Here is an 18,755-nt window from a genome sequence, read left to right on the forward strand (position 1 = left end):
ATAGAAACGGCGCGGCGCACAATGGAGTCAACGATGACGGCAGGGCAGGTCCTGAAGGGGATCGAGTTTTCCCACCCCGAGGGTGCAACTCCGTTGCTGCTGGACCTGTACCTGCCCGCTGATTCCGATACCGGCGCTGACGCCGGCGCGGCCGGGTTCCCCGCCGTGATCCACTTCCACGGCGGCGGCTGGCGGACGGGGGAGCGGTCATCGCTCGGACCAGCCGTGGACGGTTTCGGACTCAGCCCCATCGAGCAGCTGGTGGAAGCCGGCTTCGTGGTGGCATCCGCCGACTACCGCCTGACAGATGTTGCTATGTTCCCGGCCCAGCTGCTGGACGCCAAAGCAGCCGTCCGCTGGCTGCGCGCCCATGCTGCCGATTACGGGGTTGATCCGCACCGGATCTACGCGTGGGGCGATTCGGCAGGCGGCCACCTCGCATGCCTCCTCGGATTGACCGCCGGACCCGCGGAATTCGCTGAGCCGGCCGGCACCCCGGACGGCGGCGGTGATCACCATGTTGCCGCCGTCGCTGCCTGGTACCCGCCTACGGACCTGAACCGCATGGGGGAGCAGGCCCGGCCCGACGCCGTCGCCCGCGCGGATGACCACGGCTCCCGTGAGGCGCTGCTGATCGGAGCCCAGCCGGCCAGCGCGCCGGACAAGGCCAAGGCAGCCAGCCCCCTCACCTACGTGCATCCGGACGCGCCACCCTTCCTCCTCGTCCACGGAACGGCGGACCGGTTCGTCCCGGTGGCCCAGTCCGCCAGCCTGGCCGAAGCACTGGAAAGTGCCGGTGCCGCCGTCGACCTTCTCCTGCTGGAGGACGCGGACCATATGTGGCAACTGCCGGACGGGAGCCAGAATGCTGCACGACAGGCCACCGCCGCCACCATCGATTTCTTCCGCCGCCAGGCGCAGAAGCACTGATCTTTTCGTAATCCGCCGGCGCCCTCGCGCCCGGCAAGACCTGAAAGGCCCCGCCATGCAATTCATTGGCATCACCCACCACAGCGAACCCTGGGCTGCCGCCCTCATGGACTCCCGCGTTTTCCCGCTCGCCCCCGTCAACGACTTCTGGTCCGACCCCAGCGGCTGGCAGGACAAAGCCGCTTCGCTGGCACCCAACTCCTCCAGCGCGTCCGACGCCGAGAGCTGGCTGGAGCGGAGAAGCGTCACCGACGTACCGCTCGTCCCCGCGTCCGCACGGGTCATCTGCGTTGGCCTGAACTACAAGGCCCACGCAGCGGAGGGCAGCTACAAGGATCAGGAATTGCCGCCGTACCCCACCCTGTTCGGCCGGTGGACGGCGTCCCTCTCCGTGGGCAACGTGCCCGTCCCGGTACCCGCCGGCGAGGCCGGCCTGGACTGGGAAGGCGAAGTAGCCGCGTACATCGGGCAGCGGGTGCAATCCGCGGATGAGGCCACCGCAGCCGGGGCAGTCTTCGGCTACTCAACCTTCAACGACATCACCTCCCGAACCGCGCAGAAACTCACCTCGCAGTGGACGTTGGGTAAAAACGGCGACTTCAGCGGACCCCTAGGACCGCTGGTCAGCCGCGACGAGGTGGGAGACCTCCGCGACGGGCTCCAAGTACGGACCCGGGTCAACGGCGTCGAGGCCCAGAACGGCAACACCCGGGACATGATCTTCTCCGTTCCGGAGATCATTGCGCTGATCAGCCAGACCTTCACCCTGCACCCCGGTGACGTAATCGCCACGGGCACCCCCGACGGCGTGGGCTACGCCCGCACCCCGCAGTGGCTCCTGCAGCCGGGCGACACCGTCGAGGTGGAAATCGACAAGCTCGGCACTCTCACCACGCCGGTAGGCGATGTCTCGCTCCGGAGCCGTGCCTGATGGCCAGCTTCCCGAACGCCCCAGCGGCCGAGATCCCGGGGGAGGCGCAGGTCCTGGTCTCCGGCGGGGGACCGAGCGGCCTGTTCCTTGCCCTGGACCTCGCAACGCGCGGGATCCCCAGCACGGTGATTGAGCCCCGCACCTCGGTGGACCACACCAGGCCACGCGCCAAGACCACCAATGCGCGCACCATGACCCACCTCCGCCGGCTCGGCCTGGCGGACGCACTGCGCGCAGCGGCTCCGCTCCCGGTGGATTATGCGCAGGACGTCATTTTCTGCACCCGCCTCACCGGACCTGCAGCCCATGAGCTGCGCCGGTTCCGGAATGCGTTCCAGCTGGTCCCCGGCCGTTATGGCCCGCAGCCGGAGTGCGGGCAGCAGGTCCCGCAGCCAGTCCTCGAGGAGGTACTCCGCGCCGCCGCCGCCCGCAACCCGCTGGTCACCTTCATCACCGGGTGGAGCGTCGCGGAAGTACGGGAACTCCGGCATGCGGAAAGCCAGGGCGCAGGTCACGGCGCGTCGCCGCTGTACGCCGCCGTCGTTACGGACCTATCCGGCAGCACGGCGACCATCCGAAGCAGCTATGTGGTGGGGGCCGACGGCGGTTCCTCCGCGGTGCGCCGCAGCCTGGGGATCCGCCTGGAAGGCGGCTCCGCTGCACTGTCCAACATCAGCATCCTGTTCCGCTCGAAGAAGCTGGGCCCGGCCATCGCCCTGGATTCCGCCGTCCAGTACTGGGTGGTTGGGTCGGAGGCCGCCGGCATGGTGGGACGGATGGACCTGGCCGACACCTGGTGGGCCATCATCCAGGGCGTGGACCCCGCCAAGGAGATAGCCCCCAATGACGCCGCGGCCCAGGTCCGCTCCCTGGTGGGTACGGACGCGGCGGATATTGACGTTGACGTGCTGGCCACGGATCCGTGGACGGCGCGCATGCTCCTGGCCCCGCAGTACAGCCGGGGAAACATCTTTCTGGTGGGGGACGCCGTGCACCTGAATCCGCCGTGGGGCGGGCACGGATTCAACACGTGCGTTGGCGACGCCGCCAACCTCGCCTGGAAGCTTGCCGCCGATATCCAGGGCTGGGCAGGACCGGAACTCCTGGACAGCTACGGACTGGAACGCCGCCCCGTGGCAGCGCGGACCATCCGCGACGCCGCCGCAAACGGCAAGGCCCTGGCATATCACTTCGCCGATCCCCGGCTGGACCACGACGGCCCCGAGGGCGGGGCGGCACGGCGGGCGGCGCACGAAGCGCTCGCCGTCAAGCAGAGCGAGTTTGATTCGCTGGGCCTGGTGCTGGGCTACACCTATGCTGATTCCCCGGCCGTGGTGCCGGACGGATCCCCGGTGCCTGCCGAGGATCCCATCCGCTACGTTCCTTCCGCCACCCCCGGCGCGCTGCTGCCGCACGCCTGGCTGCGGGATTCCTCCTCCCTGTACAGCCGGCTCGGGGGCGGCTTCACCCTTCTGGCCGACGGCGGAGCGCTGGGCGGCGTGCCGGCAGACCTCGCTTTCGCCGAGGTGCTGGAAACCGGTGCCCGCCACGGCATACCGGTAACAGTTGCCGTGGTGGGGCCCGCCGGCGATGGCACCCCGCTGTCCGATCTGTGGGGCGCCCCCTCGGTGCTGGTCCGTCCCGACCAGCACGTGGCGTGGCGTGGTAGTTCGGCCGAGGCCGCAGCGGCAGCTTTGGCCGTTGCTGCCGGGTTCGCCCGAGCGGGGGTATCACCGCGGGGCACATCATTCAGCGTCCAGGACGAAACAAGGAGCAACCGTGTCGACGCCGTCATTCCGTGATTACCTCTTTGCCACCGATCATCCCCGCGTCGCGGACATCCGGGGCCTGGATGCCCGCGGGTACGCCGAGGCAGCTAAGCAGGACTCCTTCGCCGGCCCCATGATCGAGGGATGGAAGAAGCTGTACCCGCAGCCGTTCGTGGGGATCACCAGCGACGGAGTGCGGCGTGAGGGGCTGTTTCCGCTGGCGCCGGCCCGGCCCGGCGAGGAGGCGCCCACCGCGGAGATGGTGGCGGCAGCCCGGAAGCTCCTGGGAGCGGTGGGGCAGGAACAGGCGAAGAAGCTCACCTACGCTGTGGACGCCCCGGAGTGGCAGAGCTGGGCGAACCCGGAATTCCTGCAGCACGATACCGGCCTCCGGCTGGATGAGTTGGAAACGCCGGTCCGCTATGCTGCCCTGGCCGTGGTGGAGGCATCCCTGAGTGCCGAGGGTTTTGAGCTGGTCCGCAACCTGATGCGCATCAACGGGTTCCTGGGGGACCTGGTGGAGCTGCCCCTGCTGATGAACGAGTTCAGTTATAACTTCGCGCTGTACGGCGACCCTTCCGAAACGGAACCGTGGGGGTGGCAGATCTTTGGCCACCATGCGGCGCTCAACTGTCTGGTGGCGGGAACCCAGCTGGTGGTCTCGCCGGTATTTATGGGTGCCGAGCCGGACATGATCGACGACGGCCCGTACAAGGGCGTCCGCGTGTTCAAGGAGCGGATCTCCCTGGCCCGCGAACTGATGGCAGCGCTGCCGGCGGACCTGCGCGCAGCGGCCACCGTCTACGCATCGATGGTGGACCCCGCCATGCCCGAAGGCCGCATCCACACCGGCGATGAACGCCACCTTGGCGGGTGTTTCCAGGACAACCGGGTGATCCCGTACGAGGGCATCCGGGTGGCGGATATGCCGGCAGAAGCCCGCGCCCTCCTGGACGCGGTGGTGGACGACTTTATTGCCTACCTGCCCGCCGGCCCCCGCGCCGCCCGACGCCGGGAGATCCATGAGCAGTACGGCGAGAGCTTCTTCAGCTGGATCGGCGGCTGGGATGGCCAGGAAGCGTTCTATTTCCGGCTGCAGAGTCCTGTGGTGGTGCTGGAACTCGACCACCACACTGGGGTTTTCCTGGACAACGACGAGCCCGCGCCGTTCCACATGCACACCGTGGTCCGCACACCTAACGGGAACGACTACGGCCGCGAACTGGTGAAGCAATACCCATCCATTGCTCCCTAACTGCCGTTTTCGACGTCCATAACGGCATCTACTCAGCAGCCGACGGTCCATAGAAGCCCCATGGCCCGGACTTCCTTTCGGAGGTCCGGGCCATGGGTTCTGAAGTTGGGGTATCTGGAGGCGCTAGGAGATTTCCAGGGCTGCGCGGCGCTGCGGCGGCGGGCCCACCACGGTGAGGTCCATCTCTGCCTGGGCGCGCCCGAAGCCCTCCATGTCCATGTAGGGGGTCCCGCCTTCGGTGTACATGTAGTCCTCGGTGGGCTTGTTGAAGTACTCGAAGAACCCGTTGAAGACCGACGGCGTGAGGAACCCTAGCATCTGGGTGTTGTGCGAGTCCAGGGCGAAGGAGTGGACAGTGCCGGCAGGGGCGTGCAGGAAGTCGCCCTTGGTCAGCAGCACCTCGCGGCCGTTGGCATACAGCCACATCCGGCCTTCCGTGCAGATGAAGTTTTCCGTGTGTTCGGAATGGAAGTGCAGCGGGATGTAGGGCGTCTTGGCTCCCTTGGTGTGCACAGCGAAGTAGTTGGAGCCGGTGTTGGCAGGCCGGGACAGGTAGGTGAACATCGTCTGGTAGCTGGCCAGCCGCTCGCCCTCGTGGGCGCTGAGGAAGTAGGGGCTCTGCGTGGGCGGCAGGCCGGCGTCGTGCTTGAAGGAAGGATCCACGCGCTCGACGTCCGGGAAGGTGATCCCGAACTCCGCCCCCACTTCAGCCTGTTCCTGGAGGCCGGCCGTGCGGCCTGCACGGACCGGGGGCACGTGCGAATCGACGGGGGTGCCCACCCGCTCGTAGTAGGCTTCAGCCCCGCCCGGCGTCATCCAGTTCAGAAAGCGAGTGTAGTGGCTGGCCATCCGGTACGCGTGCGGGGTGTTGGGGGGAATGACTACGGAGTCTCCCGGGGTGAGGATGCGGCTTTCGCCGGGCAGCCAGACGTGCAGGATCCCGTCGAAAACGTAGAGCGTCTTGTGTTCCACTTTGTGGCTGACGAATGGCGACGCTGCCCCCATGCCGCCCGAGATGTAGGCAGCGCTGAAGATGCCGCCGGTATCGGCTGCACGGGCGATGACCGTCACCAGCTGGCCGTTGATTTCGTAGCGTGCGCCTTCGCCCGAGGCCATGTAGTAGGGGACGGCTTCGCCGGGCAGTGCGTTGGCAACCGGGAGCTGCCTGTTCATTTCCTCAACGCTGAGGGACATGGGTTCCTTCTTTCCAGTCGGCCGGCCATCGCCGGAGCGTGACCTACATCATGGCTGCCTGGAGCCTCCTGTCACGAGTCGGGATTCCAATGAGTGAAAGCTGAACTTGGCAATCCGGGCGGCGGGGGAAGCGGAACAGTTCCGCTTCCGCAAGGCTGCCGACCTAGGACTCACACTCCTTGCAGTACTTCCGGCCGTCCTTTTCCCTGGCGAGCTGGCTGCGGTGGTGCACCAGGAAGCAGGACATGCAGGTGAACTCGTCGGCCTGGACCGGCACCACCTGGATCAGCAGCTCCTCGTTGGACAGGTCCGCCCCGGGCAGTTCGAAGCTGTCCGCGAGCTCGGTCTCGTCGACGTCGGCAATGGCCTCCCTTCGGCCCGACTTCTCGGTTTTCAGCTCCTCGAAGCCGCTGTTGGGCTCCTCCTCGGGCGTCACCCGGGGAGCGTCATAGTCAACTGACATTGGTGCGTTCTCCTGTCGACTGGATGCAGTTCCTCCTGAACAGAGCAACAACAGAACGTGGGCTTTGGATATTCCCCGGCCGATTTATAGGTAGACTGACCTACCTACCTGCCGCCGTCCATCAAGGAGGCCTTTTGTCCGCCAGGAATACCGCTGCGCACACGCCTGCGCCGCCGAGGCGTCCGGCCCGCGCGCTGCTGCTTCAGGCTGCGGCGCGGCTCTTCTATACACAGGGCGTGGCCGCTACCGGCATCGACACAATCACCACCGAAGCCGGGGTGGCCAAGAAGAGCCTCTACAACAACTTTGCCTCCAAAGCTGAACTGGTAGCGGCGTACCTCGAGGCCCGGCATGCGGAATGGCTGGGGCTGTACAGCAGGCGGCTGGAGGATGCCAGGAGTCCCCGCGAGCGGGTGCTGGCCGTTTTTGACGCCTATACGGACCATGCCAACGCCGCCTACGTCAACGGGTTTCGTGGATGCGGACTGCTCAATGCGGCCGCGGAACTGCCAGCAGGTGCGCCGGGGCGGTTGGCGGTCCGGAAGCACAAGGAAGAGGTTGAGGAACTGCTGGCACGGCACGTGGCCGAGGTGCTTCCTGCAGGCGATGGCCGCGCCGCCGGACTGGCCCGGCACCTGGCCTTCCTCCTGGAGGGTGCCATGGCCCGGGCCGGACTCGAGGGCAATGACGCGTGCCTGAAAGAGTGCCGGACCATCGCTGCCCGGCTGCTGGCGGACGTGTGAAAACGGCGGCCGGTTCGGCCCACGCGCCGCTCTGGGGCGCTTTGTGCGTGGTGGCGGCTTCCGTGCTGTGGGGCACCACGGGCACCGCTGCCACGTTCGCGCCGTCCGTGAGTCCGCTGGCCATTGGTGCGGCAGCCATGGGCATCGGCGGCCTGCTGCAGGCGCTGTACGCCGCCAGTGCAGTCAGGGAACAGTGGCCGGGCCTGCTGGACCGCTGGCGTTTGCTGTCCCTGGGCGCGGCTGCGGTGGCTGTCTATCCGCTGGCCTTCTACAGTTCCATGCGGCTCTCCGGCGTGGCGGTGGGAACGGTGGTATCCATCGGTTCCGCGCCGGTGGCAGCCGCGCTCATCGAGCGCTTCGCCGACGGCAAACACCTCACCCGCCGCTGGATGGCGGGAGCCCTGCTCGGCGTCTCGGGCGCAGCACTGCTGTCCTTCGCCGGGCATGCGCCGGCCGGTTCCTCCGGCAATTCCTGGACATCGCTGGCCGGGATAGCCCTGGGCCTGCTGGCCGGCGCCACCTATGCCCTCTATTCCTGGGCAGCGCACCGCCTGATCGGCGGCGGGCTGTCATCGCGGGCGGCCATGGGGGCAGTCTTTGGTCTCGGCGGACTGCTGTTGATGCCCGTGCTGGCAGTCACCGGCAGGCCCCTGGTTGAGTCATGGGCCAATTTCTCGGTGGGCGCCTACATGGCCCTGGTCCCGATGTTCGCCGGGTACGTCCTGTTTGGATGGGGCCTGGCCAGGATCAGGGCCAGCACCGCCACCGGGATTTCCCTGCTTGAAACCGTGGTGGCCGCTGGGCTGGCGGTCCTGGTGGTGGGTGAGCGGTTGCCGCCGCATGGCTGGCTTGGCGCCGCCGTCGTCATTCTCAGCCTCTTTGTCCTGACGCCGCGGCAGTCAGCCCGCGGGCCGCTCCGGCCGCCTTCTCCGCCCGGGAAAAAACTTGCCCAGCAGCAGGCCGGTGCCCAGCCCCACGAGTGAAAGCCCCAGCACCACCAGCACAACGATCTGGCCGCTGACGCCGGCGATCAGCAGTACAAGCCCGGCCAGGCCGGCGAGCGCGCCGAAAAAGAGGTCCAAACGGAACCTGGGCGCGGGGTAGCCGGAGAGCAGCTCCATGGCCAGGTGGGGGTCGTCGGCGATCAGCCCCAGCTCCAGCTCCTTGAGCAGCCGCCGTTCCTCGTCGGACATTGGCATGGGATGCCCCTGGTTTCCGGGTAAAAGGGATACCGGTATCGACGCTAAAACTCCCGTGCCGCTGCGTCAAGAGGCCCGGCTGCGCCGCCGCAAGCATCAATCCAGGACGTCGTACTGCAGTACATTCCCCAGGACCCTCACGCCCTGGGTGGGGACGTGCGGGGTGGACTTGGCCGGCGGCATCAGATGTGCGACGGGCAGCCCGGCGAGCAGGAGGCAATGGTCCGCGATGAGCCTACGGTGGCACCGCCACCACACGGTTTCGCTGCACATGATGGCAGTGTGTTCCAGCTGTGCCGCAGCAACGAGCTCTGCCGCTGCAGCGGCGAAGTCAGCGGTGCGCATGTAGGCGGCGTAGGCCCGGAACGACTCATTGCGCAGGGCAGCATCGGGGGAATCGGGAGGAAGCTTGCGGAAGCCACCAAGCCGCCGTTCCCAGCGGTAACTGATGCCCGCCTCGGGAAGCCACGACTCCATGCGGTCCTTGCCGAAATGCGGGTGGTTCCTGCTGCCCGGCCCGATCCGGACGTCCACCAGCGACGCCACACCGGCGTCTTGCAGGCGCGAAGCGAACTCCGCTTGGGAAGCGGTCCCGTGACCGACAGTGAACAGGGCCCTCACGCAAGCAATGATAGGCACGGCTCCGAGCCCTCTCCCAACAGGCCGGGCTGAAGGGACGAACAGCCGGGAAGCAGCGGGTCCCCGCATGTGACCAGGCCATAATCCAGGCCTTGGTTTCGTCTCTGCGCCGCCCTGCAATAATCTGAACCAATCGGTTGTGCGCGGGGGTGCAGGCGCCCGGTGCAACAGGCAGCACTGTAAGTTCGGGCGACATCACACCAGACGAGGCGGACACGCATGACGGCTTCAGACCAGCAGCACCCACAGCGCACAGGGATGCCAACAGACCCTCCCGGGCTTTCGCCCGCGGCGGGCGGGGCTGCTGCCGGCGTGGTCGTGGACCCCCATTTGCTCCAGAACCTGGCCGATGCGCATGGCGTGGGCACCTCGTTCCAGGGCTGGGACGGACTGCCGCACAGTGTGGCTGAAGGGACGCTGGTCAAGGTCCTGGCTGCCTTGGGGGTGCGGGCGGACACGAACCAGGCCATCGAGGCCGCACTGGCGGAAGCTGAACTGGCCCCCTGGCGGCGGATGTTGCCTCCCGCCGTCGTTATCCAGCAGGGTGAGCCCGCGCTGGTCCCGGTCCATGTGCGCGATGGCGCCGCAGTGCAGCTGGGCATCGCCCTGGAAGGCGGGGCCGGCTCTGTAGACGCGGTCCAGGAAGACGTCCGGGAACAGCCCCGGGAGGTCGACGGCGTGGCCACCCGCCGCATGACCTTCGCCCTCCCGCAGGACCTGCCCCTCGGCTGGCATACCCTGAACGCGCAGGCCGGCGGCGCCAGCGCGTCGGCCACCCTGGTGGTGACGCCGCGCCAGCTCACCACCGCGAAGCCGCTCGAACAGCGCCGCGGCTGGGGGCTGGCCACACAGCTGTACTCCGTCCGGTCCAGGCGCTCCTGGGGGATCGGTGACTTCGCCGACCTCGCCGACGTTGCCGCCATCAGCGGCGAACGCGGGGCCGACTATGTGCTGGTCAACCCGCTGCATGCGGCCGAACCCGTGCCGCCGGTGCAGCCGTCGCCGTACTCGCCCTCCACACGCCGGTTCTTCAACCCGCTCTACATCCGCATCGAGGCTGTTCCCGAGCTGGCGTACCTCAAGCCGCGCCGGCGCGCCGCGGTGGAGAAGCTCCGGGAGGAAGTGTCCGGGCTGAACAAGGATGGCGCGCGGCTGGACCGGAACGCCGTCTACGCGGCCAAGCTCCAGGCCCTGGAAATGCTCTACCACGCACGCCGCTCCCCGGCCCGGCAGGCTGCCTTCGATGAGTTCTGCCGGATCTCCGGGCAGGGACTGGACGATTTCGCGCTGTGGTCCGCCATTCGGGAGGACCTCGCGCCGGATGACCCGCTGTGGACCGATCCCGCCTGCGCGCTGGGCACCCCGGAGGCCGAGGCGCTGCGGGAAAAGCTGGGGGACCGGATCGGATTCCACCGGTGGCTGCAGTGGATCTGCGACGAGCAGCTCGAAGAGGCCCAGAGGGCTGCGCTGCGTTCCGGCATGAGGCTTGGGGTGGTGCACGACCTCGCCGTAGGCGTGGACCACAGCAGCGCCGACGCCTGGACACTGCGCGGCGTGCTGGCTCCCGCCACCAGCGTGGGCGCCCCGCCGGACATGTACAACCAGCAGGGCCAGGACTGGGGACAGCCCCCATGGCATCCGGCGCGCCTGGCCGAGGCCGGCTACATCCCGTTCCGGAACATGCTGGCCACCGTCCTGCGGCATGCGGGCGGGATCCGGGTGGATCACATCCTGGGCCTGTTCCGCCTGTGGTGGATCCCGGTGGGAAATGCCCCGGGCGACGGTGCGTACGTGCGTTACGACCACGAGGCGCTGATCGGCATCCTCGCCCTGGAGGCGCAGCGTGCCGGGGCCGTAGTGATTGGCGAGGACCTTGGCACCTTTGAGCCGTGGGTGCGCGACTACCTGGCTGCCCGCGGCATCCTGGGTACCTCCATCCTGTGGTTCGAGTACGACGGCGACTCCCCCCTTGCGCCCGAAAAGTACCGGACGCAGGCGCTCGCCAGCGTCAACACCCACGACCTTCCGCCCACGGCCGGCTACCTCGCCGGGGACCACGTGGCGCTGCGCAGCGGCCTGGGTTTGCTGGAGCGGTCCGAGGCGGAGGAACGCGCGGATCACAACGCGTCCCTGGAGAAGATGCTCGCCCTGGTCCGGGAACGTGGCTACCTGCCCGGGACAACCGCGGGCGGGCAAGCGGAGACGGAAGAGCAAACCATCGAGGCGCTGCACCTCCTGCTCACCCAGACGCCGTCGGTCCTGCTGGGTGTTGCCCTCGTGGACGCGGTGGGGGAACGGCGGGTCCAGAACCAGCCCGGCACCACCGAAGCGCTGTATCCGAACTGGCAGGTCCCGCTGGGCGGGCCGGACGGTAAACCGGTGTTCCTTGACGACCTTCCCGGCAACCAGCGCTTCAACACGCTGTTGGCAGCGGTTGAAGGGGCCCTGCGCAGCTAACCGTCCGCCAGCAGCCTGTTGCCGCACACAGCTTGTTGCCGCAAACAGCAATGCGGGGTCACCCTCCGCCCATTTCCGGAGTCCGGAACGGCGAAGGAGTGGCCCCGCATTGACTGTTCGTGAAACGGGTTCCGCTAACCGGCCGTGATCACGTGGGTGAAGTGGTCGTAGCGGAAGGTGGCCGGGCCGCCGTCGTGCTCGAACACGATGTTGGCACCCGGCGACGCACCGCCCGCGCCGTAGCTGACATTCCATGACCGGTCCAGGGCGGCCTTGAATTCATAGGTGCCGGCGGGCAGGGCCGGAGCGGACAACTTCCACACGAGGTCAGCCGGATCGAGCTGAAGCTGTGCCTGGTCGCAGGCAGGCTCCCAGTCCGCGCCGCAGCCAAGCTCACTGTTCATGCTCCCGGCAGCCGCTACGGCACCGGGCTGCTGGGAGGAGTAAACGGCGCTGAGCAGGCGGGTGCTGTTGTCATAGCGGAACGTCACCGGGCCGCCGGGATGGTCCAGCGTGATGTTCGGCCCGTCGAGCGCACCGCCGGAACCGTAGTTCTCGTCCCAGCCGCCGTTCAGCGCTGCCTTGTATTCGTACTGTCCCTCAGGAAGATCCACTGTGAGCCGCCAGATCTTGTCCGCGGGGTCGAGTGCCATCATTGCCTGGGAACATGCCGGGTCCCAGGGTTCGGCGCAACCCATTGCCTGGTTCAGGGAACCGGCAACCGTCACGGAATCGGGCTGCGGCGCTTCGCCCACCGTCACGGTCCGGGTTTCGCTAACCACACTGAAGCCGGGGCCGCTCAAGGAGGCCCGGTAGGCCACCTTGGCGCCGTCATCGAGCCCGGAGACGTCGTCCTGTGCCGAGTACACGGGCGAGGAATCATCCGTGGCCACCTCGGTCCAGTCGCCGTCCGCCACGCTTCGTTCGAAGGTAACTGTGTGGCTTGCCTTCTCGGGGTCCACGGTGGCACTCAGCTCCACCTGGCCCTCGGCGCTGCTGCCCTCTGCGGGCCTGTCCAGCGTCACGATGGGAGCCGCCACGCTCGCCGTGCGTGGCTGCGAGGTGGCGGTGTGCCCGCCATTGTCCAGCACGGTGGCGCGGTACTCCACGGGCGTGCCGGCGTCCAGCGCGGCCACGTCATGGAACACCTGGTACGGGGCGGTGTCGTCAGTGCCGATGGGCACCCACTCGCCGCCTGCTGTCCTGGCCTCAAAGGTGACCTCGTAGAACGAAGAACCGCCGACGTCGGCCGTCACCTTGAGGCGCCCGTTGTCACCGGGAGCCGCTGCCGGGTCCTGGAGGGCGACGGCGGGCGCGGCCTTGGAGTGCGGGATCCGCCCGGACGACTGGTACACCACGGCGGAGAGCGGCGGGACCGTAACCGTCAGCGTGCCGGCCTCGGACGTCTTGGTTTCAGCCGCAGCGTCTCCGTAGATGCGGGTGTAGTTGCGCTTGTTGATGTAGGTGGGCACCTCCGCGGTCTGCGCCTGTTCGCTGTTGTTCAGGGCCACCACGTACTCGCGCTGGTCCCCGGCGTCCGTGCGGGAGAAGGCGTAGATGCCCTGACCCTCGGAGGCGTACCGGTGCTGGTGTGCGCCGTCGCGCAGGGCCGGGTGCTCCCTGGTGAGGGCGGCCAGCTCGCTGATCTTGCGGTACAGCGGGTGGGCGGTGTTGAAATTGTCGCTGGCGTGCGTGGCATCCGTGCCCAGAAGGTCGTCGTCGAGGTACTCCGGCACCTGGCTGGCGAACAGCGTCTGGCGGGCGTCCTGGTCCCCGCCGGGGCCGGTGAAGCCCTGTTCGTCACCGTAGTAGATGACGGGGTTGCCGCGGGAGAAGTACATCAGCTCGTGGGCGAGCTGGTCGCGTGCCACCTGCTCGGCGTCGGACGATCCGGGGTTGTCCGCGGCGATAAAGCTGCCGATGCGGCCCATGTCATGGTTCCCGAGGAACGTTGGCAACTGGTAGACGTTCGAGTCCGCGTCCGTGTACCAGTCGTCTCCGGCGAAGAACGTCTCCAGCGTGCGGGCGTCCTGGCTCTTGGAGGCGAAGCTGCGGGCGGCGTCCTGGAAGGGGAAGTCCAGGACGGCCTGCATCTGGTTCCGGGTTGTGTACTGGGAGGTGAAGCTCTTGGTGGTGTCGAAGACCTCGCCGAACATAAAGAACTCGTCCTTGCCCTGCGCTTTGGCGTAGCTGAGGACGTCCGGGCCGAACTCCTGCCAGAACTCGTTGTTGACGTGCTTCATGGTGTCGATGCGGAAACCGTCAACGCCAAAGTCGCCGATCCAGGTCTTGTAGATGTCCTTCATGCCGTCCACCACGGTGGGGTGTTCGGTGAACAGGTCGTCCAGGCCGAAGAAGTCACCGTAGTATGCATCCTCGCCGACGAAGGTTGTGTCGCCCCGGTTGTGGTACAGCGTGGGGTCGTTCAGCCAGGCGGGAACCTTCAGGTCCTCCTCGCCGTCCTCCAGTACCGGGATGTAGGGGAAGGAGGTTTCCGGGTCGAGCTTCGGGAAGCTTTCCGAACCGGCGTAGTCGCGGTCGTCGAACACCTCGCCGTCCGCGGTTTTGTACGGAACCTCGTCCTTGGAGGTGTATCCCTTGCGGGCGCCTCCTTCATAGCCGATGACATCCGCGGTGTGGTTGGTGATGATGTCGAAATAGACCTTCATGCCGCGGGAGTGGGCCTCGTCGATGAGGGCTTTCAGCTCATCATTGGTGCCGAGGTGCGGATCGATCTGCGTGAAGTCGGTGATCCAGTACCCGTGGTACCCGGCTGACTTGTCCTCGGGCTGGACTGCCTTGTTCTTGAAGCTGGGGGTGAGCCAGATGGAGGTGGTGCCGAGGCCCTGGATGTAATCGATCTTCTCCAGCAGGCCAGCCAGGTCTCCGCCGTTGTAGAAACCCTTCTTGGTGGGGTCGAAGCCGGACACCATGGGATCGCCGCCCAGCCCGCCGTCGTCATTTGCGGCGCTCCCGTTGTTGAAGCGGTCGGCCATGACGAAGTAGAAGTTCTCGTCCGTGACGGGAGCGCGGAGCGAGTGGAAGGCCGACGCTGCGCCCGGGTCCTTCGGGCCGGGTGCGGCGTGGGCGGGGAGGACTGCCGCTGAAACTGCGACGGCGGCCGCCAGCAGGCCCGCGGCTGAACGGAAGGCGGTGGTTTTGGCGGTGATCTTGGTTGTGGTGCGGGCGGTGGTGCCGGCCCGTTCGGCCCGGTCGGTGCGGTCCGCCCGCTCGGCCCGCTCGGTCTGGGAGGGCGGGGCCGGTGGGGAAGCGGCGGTTGTGCGGGCGGGCGCGGACACGCTGGAATGGGTGCGGAATAACAAGGGTGAGACCTTCCTGGGAGCGTCGCTGCTGTTCAGGCTTGCCGAGGAAAAACAGGCGGCAATGATGAGTGCGGGTCACAGGAAAGCCAGCTTTTCCGTGAGGCACGTCACAACTGTAAGCGCTTGCACTGAATAACTCCAGTGATTGTGCGATGGCGTCCGGGGCCGCCTCGCGTTTCTCCCGCTCTGCCGGTCCGCCTCAGAGGCGGGTTGGCAGGGCTCAAGCGGCAGGGCTCAAGTGGCAGTGTTCAAGCGGCAGGGCATACACGGCAGCGCTGCTCCGGACGCCGCCCGGCAGCGCCTATCCGGCAGTCTTCGCCAGCCCTTCCCAGTGCCCAGCCGGGGGCGACTAGATTGAAGGCACCAAGGCGGTTGGCGAGGGGGTCTGCAGGTTGCGGACAACGTCTCCCGGGCAGCCCGTGACGGCGTCCAGGGCAAAGGTGGCCACGTTGTCGGACCGCTCGTGGGCCACGTGGAGCCAGTTCCCCCTCACCAGGTGGTGGCGCGGCCAGTTTCCACCGCTGGGTGTGTCCTTGACGGGAATCAGTTCCGTCCCGCCGGCACCAACCTTGAGCACGCTGATGACGTTGGACCCACGAACGCCCACATACGCATAGGAACCTTGGAAGCCGAGGCAGATTTCCGCGCCGGAGTCGTCCGGGAGGCTGCCGCCCGAGGTTGCCGGACCGCGGAAGACCAGTTCGAATGTCCCCGCATCCGGCCTCACGATGAACACTTCAACGGAGTACTCGGACACCACGAACACGTTTCCGTCCTGGTGCTGCACCAGGTGCCGGGGGCCACTGCCGAAGGGGAGGACAACTTCGTGGTCGGCCACAAGGCCCGTGCCCGGCACGTAGTTCCACACCCGAAGGGTGTCGTGGCCCAGATCCGTCGTCATGATGCGCCCGTCTGCCAGCATCAGGCTTGCGTGGGCGCGGCTCTGCCGGGGCTCACCCGGATTCAGGCTTGTATGGGGATCGACCGACGGCGCAGCAGGGAAACGGCCGGTCATCCCGCCGTCGGCATCCAGTTCGAAGAGCAGGACCTGGCCGTCGCCCCAGCAGGCTACCGTGACGAAGCGGCCCTGCCGGTCCACAGCGACATGGCACGTTGCTTCTCCGGCGCGTTGCGGATCGCCAAGGGGCTCCAGCCCGAAGTCGCCTGAGCGGCGGAAAGCCCGGACCATTTTGCGCTGCTCCGCAACTGCGTACACCACAGGCAGGGTGGGATGAACGGCAACGAACGACGGCGAGTCGGTCTTCGCCGCAGTCCCCAGCCATCCGAGGCTTCCGTCAGGGTTAGCGGCCAGGGCGCCGATGCCGTCGGCACGGCCTCCTCCGTCGGGGGTGTAGGTTCCGGTCCAAATAACGGGGTGCTGGGCAGGCGAAGTCATGGGTCCATCCTGCCAACAAATGGATGCTTTGCGGTGCACTTGCCCACTAACATGGGCCTCCAGCCACGCCATTGGCTGCAGGCCCTTGGGAAGGGATGATGATGCGAACTTACGATGCGACTGCCGCGCCCCTTACCCTTGCTCCCATTGTGTCCGCCCTGCGCGCAGCGGGCTGCGTTTTCGCGGAAGACGAAGCGCAGCTGCTGGTAGCCGAGGCGCCGGACTCCGAAACACTCGCCGAATGGGTGGACTGCCGCATTTCCGGCATGCCACTGGAACACATTCTTGGGTGGGCGGCCTTCTGCGGGGAACGGATCGCCGTGGACCCGGGAGTTTTTGTGCCCCGGCGCAGGACAGAACTGCTGGTTCACCAGGTGGTAAGCCTGCTGCGGCGGGACCGGCCGTTGTCACCGCACCCTGTCGTTGTCGACCTTTGCTGCGGGTCGGGCGCGGTGGGTACAGCTTTAGCCCGGCTGTACCCGGAGGTGGAGCTGCACTCTGCCGATATTGATCCTGCCGCTGTAAACTGTGCCCGCCGCAATGTGGACGCGGTGGGTGGCCGCGTGTATCAGGGTGACCTGTTCGCAGCACTGCCGCCGCAACTTCAAGGACGGGTGCGGATCCTCGCCGTCAACGCGCCTTATGTCCCCACTGAGGCGATAAAAACCATGCCGCCCGAAGCGCGCCTCTATGAGTCACGGGCAGCGCTGGACGGAGGCGACGACGGGTTGGACTTCCACCGCCGTGTGGCGGTAGGGGCCCGCAAATGGCTTGTACCTGACGGGCACCTGCTGATCGAGACCAGTGGGCAGCAGTCCGGGCGGACAGCAGGGATTGTCGCTGAGGCAGGGTTCACCGTGCGTACCGTCCATTCTGATGAGCTGGGCGGGACCGTGGTGGTTGGTGCGCCTCTTTGTGGCGAACGCTCCCGGCGGATTCCAGGGCGTCGTGCGCGGTCTTACTGATCAATCCAGGTCCTTAGCCGGTGGCAGGCCGGGTTGCGCCGCGTTACATCCGCGACCGGAGGATGGGCAGTCCGGGGCCGGCGAGCTCGTCTAGGTAAGGCTTGCGGCCGGCCATGCCCATTACCAGGGCGAGGGTTGAACCGGTGACCATCGGGCCGGTGCCCGCGGCGAACGTTCCATCATCAGCGCGTAACTGCAGGCCGGCCGAAATTGTGCCGCTTTCCACGGTGAAGTTTCGTCCAGCAAAAAAATCGGCCACGACGGTCAGGGCCTCAACGCCCGGCCTCCGGGGAAGTCCCAGCGGTTGGCGGATGTCTTGGGCATGCACCACAACTTCGCCGAGGTAGGCCGCAATGTGGCCGGAGGGCGCTTTAGTACTGCCGAGTATGGCGCGGAAGTGCTCGAGCGTCTCGGCAGGCGTCCTGCCGCGATGCTCGGCCAGCCTGCGCTGATTATGGACGTCGGGACGGAACCGCGCACCCAGTATGCTGCGGAGCCACTGCCACTGGTTCAAACTCGCTGCGGCCGTGAGGTGGGCGAGAACCTGTTCGACATCCCACTGCGAACACAAAGTGGGGTGTTGCCACTGCTCTGCGGTGAGGCTCGCCAGGTCTTCTGCCAGCGCGGTCCGCTCAGCTCGAACCATGGACCATAAGTGTTCGCTTCTCGATGTCGTCATCCGACTCCCTCGCGGCCGGTGCTCACTGGCGACGCTCACGCGAGGCCGACGCGCCAGCGGCTGCCCCGACGAGACGGGAGGCGCCGCTGCCGTCGAGTCTCTCTTGGGCAACCCGGCGCCCGGAGACCGCGAGCAGCAAATCGAGAGGATCGGCCTCGACGTCGTCTCCCTTCCCCCAGGTGGCGCCGGTACTCCGGTCGATCAGCAGCAAGCCCGCGGCACGCTCGCGTCCTCCGCCGAAAGAAACAGGGGTGCGCAGTTGGTAGGAGAGCGCCTGGACGATGGCGTGCCGTGGATAGCTCCCAGACGTGCCCAGGGGGCGGCGAATGTCCTCGCCGTGGACAATGGCCTCGACCAGACGTGTAGCGACGTTTGCCGGCGGCGTGCGAGTGAACTCAGCAACCTCCCTGAATGCGCTGAGCGTGTCCTGTGGGTCCTGCCGCTTCTCCCGGGCTATACCGTTCTCGTTCGCACGATCGAAGTCCATGCGTGCCATCACCAACTCCCGGGCGAACGAGAGCCGGCTGGTTAGCGCCGTATCCACCATATGAGCCAGGACGTCATGAATGTCCCACCCTGGGCAGAGTGAGGCGAGGTTCCACTGTTCGTCAAGCAAACCCGAGAGATCAGCGGCCAGTTGGCGCCTCTCGGAGTGGACAACTTGCCAGACAGTAGCTGCTGACGCGCGCATGCCGGTTCTTTCGTCCGTGTGGGTGTGAACTGCAGATCGTCTCGAAGAATACCGAGATAGACACTATCGGGAAACATGCATCTTCGGGACCGGTTCATCGAACATATCAAGGCTATGAGTC

General features: G+C 67.0%; 16 protein-coding genes. 8 read left to right on the plus strand and 8 right to left on the minus strand.

Annotated features, from left to right (window positions below; translation table 11 throughout):
* Positions 1-33: 33 nt before the first annotated feature.
* The 4 genes from AC6CHP_RS18755 to AC6CHP_RS18770 are packed head-to-tail and all read left to right on the plus strand — an operon-like array spanning position 34 to position 4,885.
* Complete coding sequence (locus AC6CHP_RS18755; RefSeq protein WP_188729014.1) at positions 34-930, plus strand: alpha/beta hydrolase; 897 nt, start codon at positions 34-36, stop codon at positions 928-930.
* A gap of 55 nt (positions 931-985) precedes the next feature.
* Positions 986-1,861, plus strand: coding sequence for a fumarylacetoacetate hydrolase family protein (locus tag AC6CHP_RS18760; protein ID WP_188729015.1), 876 nt, complete (start codon positions 986-988; stop codon positions 1,859-1,861).
* Entirely contained in the window at positions 1,861-3,663 is a 1,803-nt protein-coding gene (locus AC6CHP_RS18765; RefSeq protein WP_188729016.1) for an FAD-dependent monooxygenase, read from the plus strand. The genes AC6CHP_RS18760 and AC6CHP_RS18765 overlap by 1 nt, the downstream gene beginning before the upstream one ends.
* Positions 3,641-4,885: a DUF3500 domain-containing protein gene (locus tag AC6CHP_RS18770; protein WP_427116462.1), complete on the plus strand. Its 1,245-nt coding sequence runs from the start codon at positions 3,641-3,643 to the stop codon at positions 4,883-4,885. Before AC6CHP_RS18765 ends, AC6CHP_RS18770 begins: the two co-directional genes overlap by 23 nt.
* Positions 4,886-5,008: 123 nt before the next feature.
* Here AC6CHP_RS18770 and AC6CHP_RS18775 read toward each other — a convergent pair whose 3' ends face one another.
* Positions 5,009-6,079: a quercetin 2,3-dioxygenase gene (locus tag AC6CHP_RS18775; protein WP_498231551.1), complete on the minus strand. Its 1,071-nt coding sequence runs from the start codon at positions 6,077-6,079 to the stop codon at positions 5,009-5,011.
* 163 nt (positions 6,080-6,242) lie between these two features.
* The gene (locus AC6CHP_RS18780; protein ID WP_174178421.1) at positions 6,243-6,542 is read right to left on the minus strand and encodes a DUF4193 domain-containing protein; all 300 of its coding nucleotides are present in this window, start codon (positions 6,540-6,542) and stop codon (positions 6,243-6,245) included.
* Between the two features lie 134 nt (positions 6,543-6,676).
* Here AC6CHP_RS18780 and AC6CHP_RS18785 point away from each other — a divergent pair, with 134 nt between their 5' ends.
* Both AC6CHP_RS18785 and AC6CHP_RS18790 read left to right on the plus strand, forming a co-directional pair.
* On the plus strand, positions 6,677-7,285 hold the full coding sequence (locus tag AC6CHP_RS18785; protein ID WP_229675277.1) for a TetR/AcrR family transcriptional regulator: 609 nt from the start codon (positions 6,677-6,679) through the stop codon (positions 7,283-7,285).
* Entirely contained in the window at positions 7,282-8,268 is a 987-nt protein-coding gene (locus AC6CHP_RS18790) for a DMT family transporter (protein ID WP_427116460.1), read from the plus strand. The genes AC6CHP_RS18785 and AC6CHP_RS18790 overlap by 4 nt, the downstream gene beginning before the upstream one ends.
* On the opposite strand, the gene AC6CHP_RS18795 is transcribed toward AC6CHP_RS18790, so the two are convergent.
* Together AC6CHP_RS18795 and AC6CHP_RS18800 are read right to left on the minus strand one after the other, a co-directional pair.
* A complete protein-coding gene (locus AC6CHP_RS18795) occupies positions 8,185-8,484 on the minus strand; it encodes a DUF3040 domain-containing protein (protein WP_427116459.1) in 300 nt (99 codons plus the stop codon). The genes AC6CHP_RS18790 and AC6CHP_RS18795 overlap by 84 nt on opposite strands.
* Positions 8,485-8,580: 96 nt before the next feature.
* Entirely contained in the window at positions 8,581-9,105 is a 525-nt protein-coding gene (locus tag AC6CHP_RS18800) for a DUF488 domain-containing protein (RefSeq protein ID WP_498231554.1), read from the minus strand.
* 237 nt (positions 9,106-9,342) lie between these two features.
* Here AC6CHP_RS18800 and malQ point away from each other — a divergent pair, with 237 nt between their 5' ends.
* Positions 9,343-11,580, plus strand: coding sequence for a 4-alpha-glucanotransferase (gene malQ / locus AC6CHP_RS18805; protein WP_498231556.1), 2,238 nt, complete (start codon positions 9,343-9,345; stop codon positions 11,578-11,580).
* A 134-nt stretch (positions 11,581-11,714) separates the two neighbouring features.
* Here the strand turns inward: malQ and AC6CHP_RS18810 are convergent, their stop codons facing one another.
* Together AC6CHP_RS18810 and AC6CHP_RS18815 are read right to left on the minus strand one after the other, a co-directional pair.
* Positions 11,715-14,750: an alpha-amylase family glycosyl hydrolase gene (locus tag AC6CHP_RS18810; protein WP_498231565.1), complete on the minus strand. Its 3,036-nt coding sequence runs from the start codon at positions 14,748-14,750 to the stop codon at positions 11,715-11,717.
* Between the two features lie 502 nt (positions 14,751-15,252).
* The gene (locus AC6CHP_RS18815) at positions 15,253-16,299 is read right to left on the minus strand and encodes a lactonase family protein (RefSeq protein ID WP_498231558.1); all 1,047 of its coding nucleotides are present in this window, start codon (positions 16,297-16,299) and stop codon (positions 15,253-15,255) included.
* 101 nt (positions 16,300-16,400) lie between these two features.
* Here AC6CHP_RS18815 and AC6CHP_RS18820 point away from each other — a divergent pair, with 101 nt between their 5' ends.
* Positions 16,401-17,264 (plus strand): putative protein N(5)-glutamine methyltransferase, encoded by an 864-nt coding sequence (locus AC6CHP_RS18820; protein ID WP_188729025.1) that lies wholly within the window; start codon positions 16,401-16,403, stop codon positions 17,262-17,264.
* Positions 17,265-17,307: 43 nt separating this feature from the next.
* Here the strand turns inward: AC6CHP_RS18820 and AC6CHP_RS18825 are convergent, their stop codons facing one another.
* Positions 17,308-17,943 (minus strand): maleylpyruvate isomerase family mycothiol-dependent enzyme, encoded by a 636-nt coding sequence (locus AC6CHP_RS18825; protein WP_498231560.1) that lies wholly within the window; start codon positions 17,941-17,943, stop codon positions 17,308-17,310.
* Positions 17,944-17,965: 22 nt separating this feature from the next.
* Positions 17,966-18,634 carry a maleylpyruvate isomerase family mycothiol-dependent enzyme gene (locus AC6CHP_RS18830; RefSeq protein ID WP_188729029.1) on the minus strand — a complete coding sequence of 223 codons (669 nt, stop codon included), beginning with the start codon at positions 18,632-18,634 and terminating at the stop codon, positions 17,966-17,968.
* Positions 18,635-18,755: the final 121 nt, after the last annotated feature.

It is taken from the genome of Pseudarthrobacter sp. GQ63 (assembly GCF_059758765.1).

Excerpts from the sequence above, each read along its gene's own strand:
- AC6CHP_RS18755 (WP_188729014.1), top strand. The coding sequence starts at position 34 with ATGACGGCAGGGCAGGTCCTGAAGGGGATCGAGTTTTCCCACCCCGAG.
- AC6CHP_RS18760 (WP_188729015.1), top strand. The coding sequence starts at position 986 with ATGCAATTCATTGGCATCACCCACCACAGCGAACCCTGGGCTGCCGCC.
- AC6CHP_RS18765 (WP_188729016.1), top strand. The coding sequence starts at position 1,861 with ATGGCCAGCTTCCCGAACGCCCCAGCGGCCGAGATCCCGGGGGAGGCG.
- AC6CHP_RS18775 (WP_498231551.1), bottom strand. The coding sequence starts at position 6,079 with ATGTCCCTCAGCGTTGAGGAAATGAACAGGCAGCTCCCGGTTGCCAAC.
- AC6CHP_RS18780 (WP_174178421.1), bottom strand. The coding sequence starts at position 6,542 with ATGTCAGTTGACTATGACGCTCCCCGGGTGACGCCCGAGGAGGAGCCC.
- AC6CHP_RS18795 (WP_427116459.1), bottom strand. The coding sequence starts at position 8,484 with ATGCCAATGTCCGACGAGGAACGGCGGCTGCTCAAGGAGCTGGAGCTG.
- malQ (WP_498231556.1), top strand. The coding sequence starts at position 9,343 with ATGACGGCTTCAGACCAGCAGCACCCACAGCGCACAGGGATGCCAACA.
- AC6CHP_RS18815 (WP_498231558.1), bottom strand. The coding sequence starts at position 16,299 with ATGACTTCGCCTGCCCAGCACCCCGTTATTTGGACCGGAACCTACACC.
- AC6CHP_RS18820 (WP_188729025.1), top strand. The coding sequence starts at position 16,401 with ATGCGAACTTACGATGCGACTGCCGCGCCCCTTACCCTTGCTCCCATT.
- AC6CHP_RS18825 (WP_498231560.1), bottom strand. The coding sequence starts at position 17,943 with ATGACGACATCGAGAAGCGAACACTTATGGTCCATGGTTCGAGCTGAG.
- AC6CHP_RS18830 (WP_188729029.1), bottom strand. The coding sequence starts at position 18,634 with ATGCGCGCGTCAGCAGCTACTGTCTGGCAAGTTGTCCACTCCGAGAGG.